The sequence below is a fragment of the Gilliamella apicola genome, assembly GCF_003202655.1.
Taxonomy (GTDB): domain Bacteria; phylum Pseudomonadota; class Gammaproteobacteria; order Enterobacterales; family Orbaceae; genus Gilliamella; species Gilliamella apicola_R.
The window spans coordinates 18,481-32,814 of record NZ_QGLR01000012.1 but is presented as its reverse complement, the minus strand read 5'-3'; the positions used below and the strand labels follow the sequence as shown (position 1 = coordinate 32,814).

The window sequence follows — 14,334 nt, the reverse complement described above, 5'->3', positions numbered from 1 at the left end:
TTACAGTGCAGCAATATTTTTAAGTTTTACGGATTTAATAAAGCCATCAAGGAGATGTAAAATATGGTTTTTATCTTCACTCTGCATATTTTCAAGATCACTTAAACGCTGTAACATAATTGGATCTTTAAATAAATCTGCTTTATCTGTTTCTCCTAATAAATATCCTACAGTAGTTTTTAAAAAACCTGCAATTTTTTTAGCTACCTCAATACTAGGGGGCATTTCATCTCTTTCATACCTGCCAATAACAGAAATAGAAGTATTCAACAATTTAGCTAATTCATCTTGTGTCATCTTTCTTTCCTTCCGTAAAGAGGCTACTCTTTTACCAAAATTATCCATAATAAAAAACACTTAAAAGGGTTATAAAAACCGTGATTTAACTTGGATAGGCTACACTAATTCGTACAACTTTTTTAAGGGATAAGATAAACTACCCCAAAAAAGGAAAATACGATGAAAATAATACGACGAGAAAGACGAACCTATACAGATGATTTTAAATAGCAGATGGTAACGTTATATCAACAAGGTAAAACCCGCAGTGAATGAGTTTTACAGTATGAGTTAACGCCATCAGCGTTAGATAGATGGATAACACAATACTCCACAACGGGTTCATTCAAAACTAAAGATAATCGAAGTACTGAAGATAATGAGTTGCTAGCCTTGCGCAAAGAGAATAAACGGTTATTGATGGAAAACGAAATCCTAAAGCAAGCCGCACTGATAATGGGACGAAAATCGCAGTGATACCATCAAATCGACATCGCCATTCATTGAGTTGGTTGTGTCGATGTTTAGCTATATCAAGGCATTACTTTTATTATCAGTGCAATACGCGCCTTGAGAAAAAAGTTTTAAAGTATGCACAAGAGATTCAATCTATTTTTAATCGTAGCTATCAATCTTATGGTACGCGAAGGATACGAAAAGCGTTGTCAAATCAAAGTATAATCCTATCGCGTTGTTATGTGGCTAAAGTCATGAAAGTATTATCATTGAGAGCAAAACATACCGTAAAACGGTATAAAAACATTTTTATAGAAGTTAATTCTTTTGCAATTGCTATCTTTTACAATAAAATTTTACTGTTAGCTTGAAAACAAATGTCATTGTCGCTGATTTGACTTATATAAAAGTGAGGCAAAAATGGAATTATCTGGGGGTATTACTCGCACTCTCAGCATGAAAGATATCCGGATTGGACAACACAAAACAGCCGAGCTTGTTATGCAAGCATTAAGCCAAATTAAAGCTATATTATCCTCAATCGCACTATTTCATTCAGACCGAGGAAAAGAGTTTGATAATCAATTACTCGATAGTTGTTTTAGGTATTGTGGATCACTCGTTCATTGAGCCATAAAGGATGTCATTAGTAGGGAAATATGGATTTAAGAGAAGAATTTATAGAAGGATTACGGCTTATATTCAAACAAGGTTATAGTTCAGAATTAGCCACTAAATATGCTTTTGATTTTTATTTGAAGCATAAAATATCTGACAAAGATTTGTATGATATTGTTGAAGATATTATGATTATAGATGCAGGATCAGAATTTGAAATGACCGAGGGTGAAATTAAAAAATTAGTAAAAGAAAAATTAAAAATAAATTTATAAAACCAAGAGGCTGCCTCAAAAAGAGACAGCCTTTTTCATTTAATTATTTACTTTGTCTAAGAGTTCCAGTTCAGGTTCGGGAATAAGGCATTTAATGAGAGATAGAAGATTGTACATATTCCAATCGTTTCCGATATTACGATAGTAATTCAGGAATTTATATAAGCAAAGACCCTATCGGACTTGCTGGAAATAACCCAAATTGGTATGCGTATACGCATGATAGTAATGTTTGGGTTGATGGAATTATTTAGAACTATGACTAGAGCTGAGTATTTTGATACTCTTGAAAATGGATGGCGCATGGGAGGAGATAGTGGAGGAATGATGGCTAAATGGTTTGCAGAAAGTTATGAAGGTGCTGTAGAATTTGGTCATAAATTAGGCCATTTAGAAGGAGATAGTAAATTTTGTGTAGTAGGATTTGAAATAGATAATGATATAGCTAAAAAGGCATGTATAGCTGATTATGATTTGGATGGAATAGGAAAATCTAGAGCTATAGAAATTGATGATTTAAATAAAAAAACCTACCAAAGTTACAAGTGTTAATTCTCATCGAGTAAAATATAAATAGAAATTATGAAATGTTTAATTAATTGGAATAAAAATATATTTGACGGAGAAAAAAGGCTTTTGCCTTCAACTAAACTTTTATATACGCAAATATATTTACCTGAAAGCAAACAAGGATGGAGTATTGCTTTTAAATTTGATATTTCACCAAGAGATCAAGGATATAAAACAATAGCTAATGAAGTGTTTTTTTTATCAGAAGATGCACCAAAGGGAATACTTAAACAAGGTTTTAAATTTGATTATATGGATGGAGCTCACAAAGTTGGTGAATGTATATTGTTTGAAAATAAAATTTTAGAAATTGAAGATATAATTGATAGAGTTAAATTAATTGAACAGGAAAAACATGATTTAAAAATGTATATCAGTTCTATAGATAATAATTCTCTTAATTATACCAAAGATAATTTAGAATATTTAGTTAAATATAGTTCGGAATATCCATATATATTTTCTTTTGTATTAAATATTGATAAAAATATAGCGTTAAAATATTTATCAAATAATTATTTAGTAAAGCTAAGCAATACATTAGAATCATCTAATTTACCTCTATTCTTATTTAATATTGAAAAGTTTTTAGGAAAAGATGAACTTGATATGTTTATTAAGAAACTTCCTAATGAAATTAAGGAGAATGAAATATTTAGAAATTCAATAGAGGAAATTTTATAAAGGGATAATTTATCACAATCGTTTCCGATATTACGATAGTAAATTAGTAACTTAATATAAGCAAAAAACCTATCGGACTTGCTGGGAATAACTCGAATGCGTATACTCATGACTTTAATAGGATGGTCGACGCGCTGGGGTTGGATCCATTTTTTAGAGGTACACCTATAGGGTTTAATGGAAGTAATGCTACTCAAAGAATAGGTATAACACCTGTGATGACAGAACCAAGAGTAGCAACAATATTTGCTAATCATTCTTCTAATTATGGAGAGGCTGTTGTACAAATATTTGATAAAGGTGCTATAGATTCATCTAAAATATTAGATGGTAATGTTTTAGCGTCATTTGAAAATAAAGTAGGAATAGATATGTTACCAAATGATTTAAGGTAATTAGCAACTGCTGAAATATCCGCAAAGGATGCAACAGCTATCTTAAAAAAATGGGGTATGATGTTCCTACTAAAGTATCTATTGGGGATCTATCCAATACATTTAAACAATTAGGATCAATGTCTGATGCAGAAATAAATGAATTTGTTAAAAGAACAAAAGCATTATGTAAATAAATAATATTATGAAAAATATATTTCAAGTTGAATTCTATGGCGAAATAGATATTAATTCATTTTGGGTAAATGGAAGATTTATAGAAGGAGATGTTTTAAATATTGGAGATATTTTTACAACTTTTAAAGATGATCTTAATATTAATGAAGTTAATTATAAAATTTTAGATATTTTAATGTATAAAAAATCTATTCCTACAATAGATATAGGTATGACAGGAAGAATAATTTTGCTTGGTAAATTTTCGTTTATTCCTAAAAAAAGTTTTGAGTTAATATGTAATAATAGATAATATATTATTTATAGAATAGAAATAACACCAAAAGCCAACTTATAAAAGTTGGCTTTTTCATTTAACTATTTTTCTTATCAAGGAGTTCGAGTTCCTCTTCAGGGATAAGGGAACGCATGAGTTGTAGAAGGCATTCGTCAACGCTTAAACTCTGTTCCGGTGCTTGCGCTCCAGCTTCGCTAACGCTTGCTTACCCTTGCACTCTTCACGTGTTTCGCTTCTCCTCATCCGCTGTTTCTTCGTCTGCTGGCGCATCCGCCACAGTTTATCTTTTTGCTCGCAGACTGGTGCAGCGCGCCACGGCGACGAAGTTCATTTGAAAATAAGTAAACCACCTGTGACACCGTTCACGGGCAGTTTATTCGCCAAAATAGTCTAAGGAATGGATTTTATTTTTGGCAAGATCTCACCGCTCGCGCTTGCACTCTCGCTTTACTGCTCGCAACACCGCTTAAAGCTCGTTTTTGTAACGAGTTACAAAAGACCTCGTACGTTTTTTAGTTGTTTATCCGCCAACTCAGAAAGCATCCTCTATAAACTACTAAAAATACGTCTAATCTTTTTATTTCATTTGGAAGAAAAAATTTATCTTTGATTCTATGAAAAGGTATCTGTTTTTTTTGATTGTACTTTTATCTTTTTATTTCAACTGTAACAGAATGAAGCTAAACGTAAAACCTCGCGCGAAGAAAAAGGATACACAGGGTTAGACCACAATCGTTTCCGATATTACGATAGTAAATCAGTAACTTATATAAGCAAAGACTCTATCGGACTTGCTGGGAATAACCCAAATTTATACGCTTAAACTCACGGCTCTAATACACAGGTTGACCCGTTCGGGTTGATGGCTTAACCTAAAGGTACGCCATATAAAATTGATAACACTGGTAGATGGCATGATTCAGACGGAAAATTTACAAAATTTGCATGGCCTCAAAATGATGGATTTTCAGGTGGTAGGAATACAGTAAATTTATCTCAAGGTATGTTGTTAGATAGATATGGTGGTTAGTTTGACACTGAAGGAGTTTTTAATCATAGAGGTAAATTCTTAGCAGAGTCAGGAGTTCCCTTTACAAATAGGGCTATGTTACCAGTAAAAGAAGGTACCATATTAACAACATATAGAGTTAAGAAATTATTTGAAGTTGATGCTGGAGATATAACCCCTTGGTTAGGTAAAAAAGGAGAAGCTCAACAATTCTTTACTAAAAATAAAACAATAGGAGATTTAATTGATTCAGGGCATTTGGAAGTTGTTGATCGAAAGATAATATGTCCTTAGAATTATAAAAATGGAAAAAGAATATATAACTTATCAAAAAGAGAAAGGCTATCCTACAGGAAAAAATATTTATTATGAATGTACATTGTGTAATACCAATGTAAATAGTTTGCCCGAAACATTTTCTGAATGTAAGTGTGGAAATATAATGATAGATGTTCCTATGGCAAGATTAATGATAAATGATAAAGAACATTTCAAAATATTTAAGTTTGTTAAAAATAAAAAATAGATATATATAATTGAAATGATCTAATTTCTTATCATGATAATGAGTATGAAGAACTATATTCAAACTCATTTTCTGAACTAATTGAAAAGAATTTATAAAAATGAGGCTATCCTTCTTTTGGACAGCCTCTTCTGTTTAATCGTTGAGTTTATCAAGCAATTCCAATTTGTTACTAGGAACCAGGCTTTTGATAAGAGATAGAAGATTGTACATATCCCATTTATTATGGTTGGAATATTTAGGATGTTCCATTTCAGCCAGTAAAGCCGTTTGCATAATATTACCAAGTGAATGCAGCGTATAACCTAGCTGCTGGTAATCTTCTAAATGTTTAAAATGGTTTAATGTGGTTAGAAATTGTTGAATTTCTTATTTTGAAAAATCGACCTTTTTGTTTAGGGTTGTCATAAAAATATTATAGAGAAGTTTCTACTTTTTTATGTACTATTTTAGGGGATAGTTACACTGAACCGACCCATAACGTTACTATTTGGCTGTATGAAGATGGAAGTTTAGTTTAGTGCCAACTACTAAAATATCGGATGATAACACCTACTTTATTCTATCTGATTATTTTAAAGTCCCGCTCAGGATTACGATGAAAAAGGAAAGCTTGTTTGGCAGGTAGAGTTTGATATTTATGGTAGAATACGGGAAGATAGCTTTAACAATAAGCATTTCTAACTTTTCAGGCAACTTGGTCAGTATGAGGAACTTGGAGGACGCTATTATAATCGTTTCCGTTACTACTCCCCCAAAACAGGCGCGTATATTAGTAAAGACCCGATTGGGATAGATGGTGGGCTGAATGTTTATGGATATGTGAAGGATATTAATTTCTATATTGATCCATTTGGGTTGGCGAGAAAACCAATGAGTAGTAGATTACCAGAAGGAAGTAGAACAGGTGTCTATGGTCCTAGTAATGGAACTCTTGTTAAAACAAATCCAGAAACAGGAGATATAATTCAAATAAGAACTTATGATTCTAATGGTAATCCTGTAAAAGATATAGATTTTGGACATGATCATGGTTTTGGAGATCCTCATGCTCATGATTGGGATTATCCATCAGATAAAGCCCCTAATAAAGTAAGGAGTGATGGAAGAGTTATTGATTCTGATGATTTATCGTTAATAGATGATGCAAAAAATGGAAAATTTACATGTGTATAAAGATTATCATGATATAAGTATTAATGGTATTTATCATGATAAAAGCCAAAATATTTTAAAATTACTTTGTGATAACTCTCAAGAGATTATTTTTTCAAATATTCTTCAGTTTGAATTTAATTTCTTTTCAGATCAAAATGTTATATTTGAAATCAATAGTTATAAAACAAATGAACTGCCAGTTCCCATAATGGAAGATTATCCTTTTTTAAAAAATTATATAAATACTGATTTATTAATTTTTTATATAAATTCATCAGTAGGATTATCAGGTGTAATTATTTGTGAAAATAAGTACAAATAGTTAGTAGTCGAATAGAATTTAAATAACAAAAAGCCAACTTTAAAAAGTTGGCTTTTTATTTTTAGCTTTGCCTTATGCAATCAGAAAGCCTAATAATAGAAATCCAACTACTCAATACTTCATTACAAAACTGGCTAGTATTAAAAAGTATTTTAGAACAGAAGTATGCTATTGAATATTTCGAAAAAGGAGATTTAAATTTTGAGCATTCTAATATTGAAAATCAATTAAAAATAATCTCACTTAATTTGGAGCTTACCTCAGAGTACAAAGGTGAAAATGTTATCTCTCTATTCACTAGTTCTGTTTATTCATTAACAATGGAAGAATTAAAGCCTGTATTTGATTTTATAGAATATATTGGTAGAACAATAAAAAATGAAATTCGGGTTTATGAAGCAGAAAGTAAAACTTTACTATTTACCTATAAAAATAATAATTGATTATTAAAAGGGGAAGAATAAAACTTATTTTAAAAAGGCATTCGTAGGCGCTCAAACTCTGTTCCGGTGCTTGCGCTCCAGCTTTACTAACGCTTGCTTACCCTTGCACTCTTCACGTGTTTCGCTTCTCCTCATCCGTTTTTTCTTCGTCTGCTGAAGCATCCGCCACAGCTTATCTTTTTTGCTTGTAGGCTGGTGCAGCGCGCCACGGCGACGAAGTTCATTTGAAAATAGGTAAACCACCTGTGACGCTGTTCACGGGCAGTTTATTCGCCAAAATGGTCTAAGGAATGGATTTTATTTTGGGCAAGATCTCACCGCCTGCGCTTGCACTCTCGCTTTACTGCTCGCAACACCGCTTAAAACTCGTTTTTGTAACGAGTTACAAAAGACCTCGTACGTTTTTTAGTTGTTTATCAGCCAACTCCTAAAAGCATTCCCTATAAACAACTAAAAATACGTCTAATCTTTTTATTTTATTTGGAAGAAAAAATTTATCTTTGATTCTATGAAAAGGTATCTGTTTTTTTTCATTATACTTTTATCTTTTTGTTTCAACTGGAACAGAGTTTAAGCTAAAAGTAAAACCTCGCGCGAAGAAAAAAGATGCACCAAGTTAGATCACAACCGTTTCCGGTACTACTCTCCTGAAACAGGTTCCTACATTAGCAAAGACCCCATCGGACTCGCAGGGAATAACCCGAATTTATACGCCTATACTCACGACTCAAATACGATGGTTGACCCGTTCGGGTTAAATGAGTGTGGATTTAAAGATGTCAATAAAAAAATACAAAGTATTTTAAAAGATTTTGAAGATAAAATTAAGAAACTAGCTCCTAATGCTCAAATAGGTTTTAGAGGTTCTGCCGCAACAGGCGTAAAAGGCCCTCATAAAGGAAATGCACCTTTTGATCCCACAAATATTGATGTTTTTATTGTTATTGACAAACTATATGATTCAGATGTATTTTCTAAAAATGATTGGTGGCGGGGAATGAGAAAAACTGGAGCAGGTGATATTGTTAATGAAATGGAAAATGTGTTTATTGATAGTTTTTCTGGATATAGATTTGACCCTAAAAACCTATGGATATAAGGATATTTAAATCAGGAAAAATAGGGAGTTTAATAGATGAAGGTGTGCAAATATTTTATAAGTATAATATTAAATTAATCAATAAAAATGAAATATTTTAAAGGAAATGTAATTTTTAAATATTCTGAAAAAGATATTATTAAAGTAGGTAATATATTATCTAAGTTAATTTTTGATAAAGAAGAAATGTTTTACGGGTTAGACAATTACTTACGTGATGAAGTTCCTTTTATTTATACCGATAATATATTAGGTTTTTATTTTGGAATTATGCAAAATCCAGAGCAATTAGATTTGTTTAGCTTAGAAATAAATGATGTGCTTTCTAAAGGTAATGATCAGCATATAATAGATATTACTGATAGATTAAAATTTGTTATAGAACAATTTCCAAAATTTGAAATAATAAAAGGTTAGACGTAATTGCTTATAAGAAACAAAAAAGCCAACATTTAAAGTTGGTTTTTTTATTTTTTAAGCATTGAGCTTATCCAAAAGTTCGAGTTCGTCCTTGGGAATAAGGATTTTAATAAGGGTAAAGATATTGTATAAGTCCAGCGGTTTGTGGCAAAGGGTAAGGCTTTTGCATTCCGTTTCTGCCAGTAAAGCTGTTGGCATAATATTACCAACTGAATGCAGCGTATAACCTAGCTGCTGGTAATCTTCAAAATGTTTAAAATGGTTTAATGTGGTTAGAAATTGTTGAATTTCTTATTTTGAAAAATCGACCTTTTTGTTTAGGGTTGTCATAAAAATATTATAGAGAAGTTTCTACTTTTTTATCTACTATTTTAGGGGATAGTTACACTGAACCGCCCCATAACGTTATTACTTGGCTGTATGAAGATGGAAGTTTAGTGCCAACTGCTAAAATATCGGATGATAACACCTACTTTATTCTATCTGATTATTTTGAAAGCCCCGCTCAGGATTACGATGAAAAAGGAAAACTTGTTTGGCAGGTTGCGTTTGATATTTATGGTAGAATCTGGGAAGATTGCTTTAACAATAAGCATTTCTAACCTTTCAGGCTGCTTGGTCAGTATGAGGATGAGGAACTTGGAGGACGCTATTATAATCGTTTCCGATATTACGAAAGTAATTCAGGAACCTATATAAGCAAAGACCCCATTGGGTTACTCAGCGGTCAGCCTAATTTTTATGCCTATGTGAAAGATACAAACACTTGGGTTGATCTATTGGGATTAGAAGGAGCTACGACACCCATTGGGGAATTACGCTCTGCAGGATTAAAAGATGCTCATTACGTAATTCAAGATGCAGCCATTAGAGATTACCAGAATACGATACCAATAAAGCACCTGGCGTTCAGTTAGAAGGTCCTTCTACGCAAATAGGAACTCCGCACTATAAAGCAACACAAGCCAAAGAATGGCAGGAGGAGGAACATATGGAGCAGAACGAAGAATTGGTTATCGAGCTCTAAGAGAAGTAGGTTTATCACTAGAACAAGCACGGGCAGCAATTCTTGACGCAGATAAATATTTCGAGTCTATTGGTGTAACAAAAGATACAGTTACACGTCGTCCTAGAAATAGAAAAGGATGTGGATAAAATCATTACTATGGAACAAAAGATTGAACAATATAAGCCACTTATAAAAAAGTTAGTAATTCGTATTTCGAACAAAGAATATGATTTAATTAAGACCAATGGGCAAAACGGAAGAGTTAATATTGAAGATTTGAAAAGAGTTATTGACGATTACGGATGTACTATTGTTTCATTGCCTGATAAGGCATTCTCAATAGCAGAAGCATACGATATTACCTCTGAAAATAGAATTGATATTTATTTACCCCTTTGGACAAAAGAGGAAGGGAGAAGTGATTTAACATTGTCATTGTCTTGCTATAACGACAATGGAGTGCCAAAAATTGAAATTAATGATATAAGAGTCTTGTAAAACTGAATTGTATACAAACATTAAAGCCACTCAAATGAGTGGCTTTGTTTATTTTACAGTGCAGCAATATTTTTAAGTTTTACGGATTTAATAAAACCGTCGAGCACGTGCAGAATATGGCTTTTTTCGGTGTTGTCCATTCTGTCGAGTTCAGCGAGCCTTTGGAGCATTACTGGGTCTTTAAACAAATCGGCTGCATTCATCATTAGGTTATTTGACGCCGATGGCATTTAATAAACAGTTACCCCTTAATTTTGTTGTATGAAAAAGTGTAGACATTCCAAAAATTTATCTTTGATTCTATGAAAAGGTATCTGTTTTTTTCATTATACTTTTATCTTTTTATTTCAACTGAAACAGAGTTGAAGCTAAAAGTAAAACCTCGCGCGAAGAAAAAGGATGCACAGGGTTAGACCACAATCGTTTCCGATATTACGATAGTAATTCAGGAATTTATATAAGCAAAGACTCTATCTGACTCGCTGGGAATAACCCAAATTTGTATGCTTATACTCATGACTCCAATACGATGGTCGCCCCGTGGGGTTGGATAAAAAAATAAAAGTTTTTTGGTCTGGAGGGAGACTAACTCAACAAACTGCTCAAGAATATGCAGAAAGTATTGGAGGAACTATTCTTGAAATGACACCACAAGGGAAAGCTTTGGAAGCTTGGACTAAAGATATGGATTGGGTTGATGCTGAATCATTATGGAAAAAAACTTCAGCTGATTTTGCTGCTTCTACTCCAAAATCTCGAACACATACAATTGCTTTTATTGATTCCTCTCGATATAGACGGGCTGATAGTGTATGGAAAAAAATAGAAAAACTAATTCTTGACAAAAAAGGATTAACAACAGAAATTAGAGATATAAATTCTAACAAATTAAAAACAGGAACATGGCCATAATTAAAGATGAAATAGCAGAAGACTATATTGTAATTAAAGGAAGATCTGGAATAGAATATTTTGATGCAAATAATAATGAATACTTTATAGATAGTGAGATGGTAGTAAGTGAAGATTATGATATTGCAATTTATCCAGAAAGTTTAATTCAAATAAATAAAAATAATACTACCTCAGAAGTAAAGAACAAAAAGCTAATACTTGAACGTATATGTAAACTATGTAGACAAGGAAATATCAAAAGTCGTTTTTTTCTTGATCAATAAACTTTCACTAAAATAATGAATTAGTTAATGAATATATAATCTTATAATCAAAAAATTATGAAGAAATAAAAGAGGTGATGTAGTGTACCTAAAAAGTGATAGTCCGGCTATGACAATAGTTAGTATATTTTCTAATAGTGTGATTATGAGTGTAATTACTTTTTAGATGGAAAACTTATTGGAGTTACTTTATATAAAGAATCCATCACTAAAAAACAACCCGATTTCAAAACATCAATTACGTTTAGTTCACCAAAGATACATTAATAAGGTACTACCTTATTACTTTTTTGAAGTTTACAAAAAAAACAAAAGCCAACTTTTATGAGTTGCCTTTTTTTCTTTTATTTTTGCCTTATGCAATCAGAAAGCCTAATAATAGAAATCCAACTACTCAATACTTCATTACAAAACTGGCTAGTATTAAAAAGTATTTTAGAACAGAAGTATGCTATTGAATATTTCGAAAAAGGAGATTTAAATTTTGAGCATTCTAATATTGAAAATCAATTAAAAATAATCTCACTTAATTTGGAGCTTATCTCAGAGTACAAAGGTGAAAATGTTATCTCTCTATTCACTAGTTCTGTTTATTCATTAACAATGGAAGAATTAAAGCCTGTATTTGATTTTATAGAATATATTGGTAGTACAATAAAAAATGAAATTCGGGTTTATGAAGCAGAAAGTAAAACTTTACTATTTACCTATAAAAATAATAATTGATTATTAAAAGGGGAAGAATAAAACTTATTTTAAAAAGGCATTCGTCGGCGCTCAAACTCTGTTCCGGTGCTTGCGCTCCAGCTTTACTAACGCTTGCTTACCCTTGCACTCTTCAGGTGTTTCGCTTCTCCTCATCCGCTGTTTCTTCGTTTGCTAGCGCATCTGCTAAAGCTTCTGTTTTTTGCTTGTAGACTGGTGCATCGTGTCGCGGCGACGAAGTTCATTTGAAAATAGGTAAACCACCTGTGACACCGTTCACGGGCAGTTTATTCGCCCAAATAGTCTAAGGAATGGATTTTATTTTTGGCAAGATCACACCGCCCGCACTTGCACTCTCGCTTTACTGCTTGCAACACCGCTTAAAACTCGTTTTTGTAACGAGTTACAAAAGACCTCGTACGTTTTTTAGTTGTTTATCAGCCAACTCCTAAAAGCATCCCCTATAAACAACTAAAAATACGTCTAATCTTTTTATTTCATTTGGAAGAAAAAATTTATCTTTGATTCTATGAAAAGGTATCTGTTTTTTTTGATTGTACTTTTATCTTTCTGTTTCAACTGAAACAGAGTTGAAGCTAAAAGAAAAACCTCGCGCGAAGAAAAAGGATGCATCAAGTTAGATCACAACCATTTCCGATATTAGGATAGTAATTCAGGAACTTATATAAGCAAAGACCCTATAAGACTTGCTAGGAATAATCCAAATTTGTATGCTTATGTATACGACTCTAATGCAGCGGTTGACCCAATGGGATTAAGTGAGTGTGGAGTTCATTCAGATTTTGATTCTGGAGCTTCTTTTTTGATGACAGGAGATGCTTATGATTTTTTTGGTAAAGGAAAAAGCCATTTAGCTAGACCAGATGGACAGCTCGTCGCTCCAACAAGTCAACTAGATGATTCATTGAAAAAAAGCAAATGGTGATATTTCTGTGATTGAAAAAAGGATTAGGTATACTTGCAAAAGATTGGCAAGGTAAAAGAGAGTCATATAAGATAGCTATACCTAAACCTACAGATCATAATTTTAGACTTCCATCGTCTGATTTATCAGGAGATAATGCGTTATTTATACCGGTAGGTACAGCCTCTGGAGGTATTGCAGAAGTAGTGGTAGATCAGGTACCGTTTATTAAGTAATAATTACAAAAGTATTATAAAAATGGTTATAAGAAAAGACATTAATGAATTATTTATTCAAGCAGTTCAGAAAGATCAAATATTTGATTATTTGACAGGTCAAAATGGATATGAAATTCGATTGAATGAAGCATACATGCCCACAGATATTATTTCTGCAACATTTAAAATAGATGAATATTTGAAAAATAATCCAAATTTTGATAAAAAAAAGATAATTGATGCTTTTTATAAAATGAGTAGTGATTCAGAATGGTCTTGGTTGATAGTTTATTATTCAGCATATTTTGAACGAAGAAATATGCAGTTTTTGCCTCTTAATGAATTATATGAAAATGTAAAAAGTAATAAGGTGCAATTGTGTAAAAATAATAATTGGATATGTTTTAATTTGGCGCCAAGATATAACAATTTATGGGATGTAATAGTTTTTGAGAATAATAGATTTATAAATGATGGTTATAGGCTACCAAAATTAGAATAATTAAATGAACAAGCCAACTTATAAAAGTTGGCTTTTTTCTTTTATTTTTGCCCTATGCAATCAGAAAGCCTAATAATAGAAATCCAACTACTCAATACCTCATTACAAAACTGGCTAGTATTGGAAAGTATTTTAGTGCAGCAGTTTGATAGCAATACGTGGGTCGCTCCATTTGGGTTAAGTTAGAAATTAATTAGATATTCTAATACTTACGACTTTGTGGCCATGCCCTAATAGGAGTAACAGAGAATGGAACTACTACTTATATTGGACAGTGCCTAGAGATTGTTTTAATTATAATAAAATACCTAAAATTAGGATTGCAGATATTCCTAGAGAACTAAGTTATAATCATATAAAGTATTTAAATAGTTCTAATTTGCATTCAGTATTTTATGATATAGATGGAACACAAATGTATAATTTGAAACAATATATTAAAGAGTTTAAAGCTGGTAGCACATCAATTAATGGATATAATTTACGAGATAGGCAATGTGCAAGTTTTGCGTACGTTGCCACTCAAGAAGCAGATATAAAAGAATAAAAATGTCTTGGTATAAATGGGTTACGCCTGCTACATTAGCTAAA

General features: G+C 32.0%; 26 protein-coding genes and 2 pseudogenes. 27 read left to right on the top strand and 1 reads right to left on the bottom strand.

All coding sequences use genetic code 11. The features are described from left to right. Positions 1-345, bottom strand: coding sequence for a helix-turn-helix domain-containing protein (locus DKK70_RS09975; protein WP_110433867.1), 345 nt, complete (start codon positions 343-345; stop codon positions 1-3). Positions 346-752: 407 nt separating this feature from the next. On the opposite strand from DKK70_RS09975, the gene DKK70_RS17610 reads away from it, so the two are divergent. From DKK70_RS17610 to DKK70_RS17020, 27 genes and pseudogenes are all read left to right on the top strand, one after another. After that, positions 753-1,106 (top strand): IS3 family transposase, encoded by a 354-nt coding sequence (locus DKK70_RS17610; protein WP_181415979.1) that lies wholly within the window; start codon positions 753-755, stop codon positions 1,104-1,106. A gap of 49 nt (positions 1,107-1,155) precedes the next feature. Continuing rightward, positions 1,156-1,365: a hypothetical protein gene (locus tag DKK70_RS09965; protein ID WP_110433865.1), complete on the top strand. Its 210-nt coding sequence runs from the start codon at positions 1,156-1,158 to the stop codon at positions 1,363-1,365. A gap of 29 nt (positions 1,366-1,394) precedes the next feature. Beyond that, a complete protein-coding gene (locus DKK70_RS09960) occupies positions 1,395-1,628 on the top strand; it encodes a hypothetical protein (protein ID WP_110433864.1) in 234 nt (77 codons plus the stop codon). Between the two features lie 101 nt (positions 1,629-1,729). Then, positions 1,730-1,882 (top strand): RHS repeat-associated core domain-containing protein, encoded by a 153-nt coding sequence (locus tag DKK70_RS17605; RefSeq protein ID WP_110434108.1) that lies wholly within the window; start codon positions 1,730-1,732, stop codon positions 1,880-1,882. Then, entirely contained in the window at positions 1,836-2,180 is a 345-nt protein-coding gene (locus DKK70_RS09950; RefSeq protein ID WP_219999750.1) for a hypothetical protein, read from the top strand. Before DKK70_RS17605 ends, DKK70_RS09950 begins: the two co-directional genes overlap by 47 nt. A 30-nt stretch (positions 2,181-2,210) precedes the next feature. Then, complete coding sequence (locus DKK70_RS09945; protein ID WP_110433862.1) at positions 2,211-2,882, top strand: hypothetical protein; 672 nt, start codon at positions 2,211-2,213, stop codon at positions 2,880-2,882. Positions 2,883-3,004: 122 nt separating this feature from the next. Continuing rightward, positions 3,005-3,277: a hypothetical protein gene (locus tag DKK70_RS09940; RefSeq protein ID WP_110433861.1), complete on the top strand. Its 273-nt coding sequence runs from the start codon at positions 3,005-3,007 to the stop codon at positions 3,275-3,277. A 184-nt stretch (positions 3,278-3,461) separates the two neighbouring features. Further along, the gene (locus tag DKK70_RS09935) at positions 3,462-3,746 is read left to right on the top strand and encodes a hypothetical protein (protein WP_110433860.1); all 285 of its coding nucleotides are present in this window, start codon (positions 3,462-3,464) and stop codon (positions 3,744-3,746) included. Between the two features lie 1,051 nt (positions 3,747-4,797). Further along, a pseudogene (locus DKK70_RS09925) lies at positions 4,798-5,034 on the top strand (TNT domain-containing protein); the annotation flags it as partial. Between the two features lie 10 nt (positions 5,035-5,044). Further along, positions 5,045-5,266, top strand: a complete 222-nt coding sequence (locus DKK70_RS09920; protein ID WP_110433858.1) for a hypothetical protein — start codon at positions 5,045-5,047, stop codon at positions 5,264-5,266. Between the two features lie 714 nt (positions 5,267-5,980). Then, positions 5,981-6,115: pseudogene (locus tag DKK70_RS17600) on the top strand (RHS repeat-associated core domain-containing protein); the annotation flags it as partial. Positions 6,116-6,139: 24 nt separating this feature from the next. Then, positions 6,140-6,442, top strand: coding sequence for a polymorphic toxin type 24 domain-containing protein (locus DKK70_RS09910; protein WP_110434107.1), 303 nt, complete (start codon positions 6,140-6,142; stop codon positions 6,440-6,442). Further along, positions 6,435-6,746: a hypothetical protein gene (locus tag DKK70_RS09905; protein WP_219999749.1), complete on the top strand. Its 312-nt coding sequence runs from the start codon at positions 6,435-6,437 to the stop codon at positions 6,744-6,746. The genes DKK70_RS09910 and DKK70_RS09905 overlap by 8 nt, the downstream gene beginning before the upstream one ends. Before the next feature lie 74 nt (positions 6,747-6,820). Next, entirely contained in the window at positions 6,821-7,189 is a 369-nt protein-coding gene (locus DKK70_RS09900) for a hypothetical protein (protein ID WP_110433857.1), read from the top strand. Positions 7,190-7,925: 736 nt separating this feature from the next. Beyond that, positions 7,926-8,288, top strand: coding sequence for a hypothetical protein (locus tag DKK70_RS09895; RefSeq protein WP_375334983.1), 363 nt, complete (start codon positions 7,926-7,928; stop codon positions 8,286-8,288). Between the two features lie 87 nt (positions 8,289-8,375). Then, positions 8,376-8,705 carry a hypothetical protein gene (locus DKK70_RS09890; protein WP_110433856.1) on the top strand — a complete coding sequence of 110 codons (330 nt, stop codon included), beginning with the start codon at positions 8,376-8,378 and terminating at the stop codon, positions 8,703-8,705. Positions 8,706-9,145: 440 nt separating this feature from the next. Further along, positions 9,146-9,310 carry a hypothetical protein gene (locus DKK70_RS16800; protein WP_181415978.1) on the top strand — a complete coding sequence of 55 codons (165 nt, stop codon included), beginning with the start codon at positions 9,146-9,148 and terminating at the stop codon, positions 9,308-9,310. A 9-nt stretch (positions 9,311-9,319) separates the two neighbouring features. After that, positions 9,320-9,625, top strand: a complete 306-nt coding sequence (locus DKK70_RS17595) for an RHS repeat-associated core domain-containing protein (protein ID WP_110434105.1) — start codon at positions 9,320-9,322, stop codon at positions 9,623-9,625. A gap of 55 nt (positions 9,626-9,680) precedes the next feature. Continuing rightward, positions 9,681-9,863 (top strand): hypothetical protein, encoded by a 183-nt coding sequence (locus DKK70_RS09880; protein ID WP_110433855.1) that lies wholly within the window; start codon positions 9,681-9,683, stop codon positions 9,861-9,863. Beyond that, positions 9,856-10,215 carry a DUF7668 domain-containing protein gene (locus DKK70_RS09875; protein WP_219999748.1) on the top strand — a complete coding sequence of 120 codons (360 nt, stop codon included), beginning with the start codon at positions 9,856-9,858 and terminating at the stop codon, positions 10,213-10,215. Before DKK70_RS09880 ends, DKK70_RS09875 begins: the two co-directional genes overlap by 8 nt. A 540-nt stretch (positions 10,216-10,755) precedes the next feature. Beyond that, on the top strand, positions 10,756-11,127 hold the full coding sequence (locus tag DKK70_RS09865) for a hypothetical protein (RefSeq protein WP_110433853.1): 372 nt from the start codon (positions 10,756-10,758) through the stop codon (positions 11,125-11,127). Next, entirely contained in the window at positions 11,118-11,393 is a 276-nt protein-coding gene (locus DKK70_RS09860; RefSeq protein ID WP_110433852.1) for a hypothetical protein, read from the top strand. The genes DKK70_RS09865 and DKK70_RS09860 overlap by 10 nt, the downstream gene beginning before the upstream one ends. A 357-nt stretch (positions 11,394-11,750) precedes the next feature. Beyond that, complete coding sequence (locus DKK70_RS09855; RefSeq protein ID WP_110433851.1) at positions 11,751-12,119, top strand: hypothetical protein; 369 nt, start codon at positions 11,751-11,753, stop codon at positions 12,117-12,119. 706 nt (positions 12,120-12,825) lie between these two features. Continuing rightward, positions 12,826-13,044 (top strand): hypothetical protein, encoded by a 219-nt coding sequence (locus tag DKK70_RS09850; RefSeq protein ID WP_110433850.1) that lies wholly within the window; start codon positions 12,826-12,828, stop codon positions 13,042-13,044. An 11-nt stretch (positions 13,045-13,055) separates the two neighbouring features. After that, positions 13,056-13,259: a hypothetical protein gene (locus tag DKK70_RS09845; protein WP_110433849.1), complete on the top strand. Its 204-nt coding sequence runs from the start codon at positions 13,056-13,058 to the stop codon at positions 13,257-13,259. A 22-nt stretch (positions 13,260-13,281) separates the two neighbouring features. Further along, positions 13,282-13,743 carry a hypothetical protein gene (locus DKK70_RS09840; RefSeq protein ID WP_110433848.1) on the top strand — a complete coding sequence of 154 codons (462 nt, stop codon included), beginning with the start codon at positions 13,282-13,284 and terminating at the stop codon, positions 13,741-13,743. Between the two features lie 274 nt (positions 13,744-14,017). Beyond that, positions 14,018-14,290, top strand: a complete 273-nt coding sequence (locus tag DKK70_RS17020) for a hypothetical protein (RefSeq protein WP_110433847.1) — start codon at positions 14,018-14,020, stop codon at positions 14,288-14,290. The last annotated feature ends 44 nt before the right edge of the window (positions 14,291-14,334 follow it).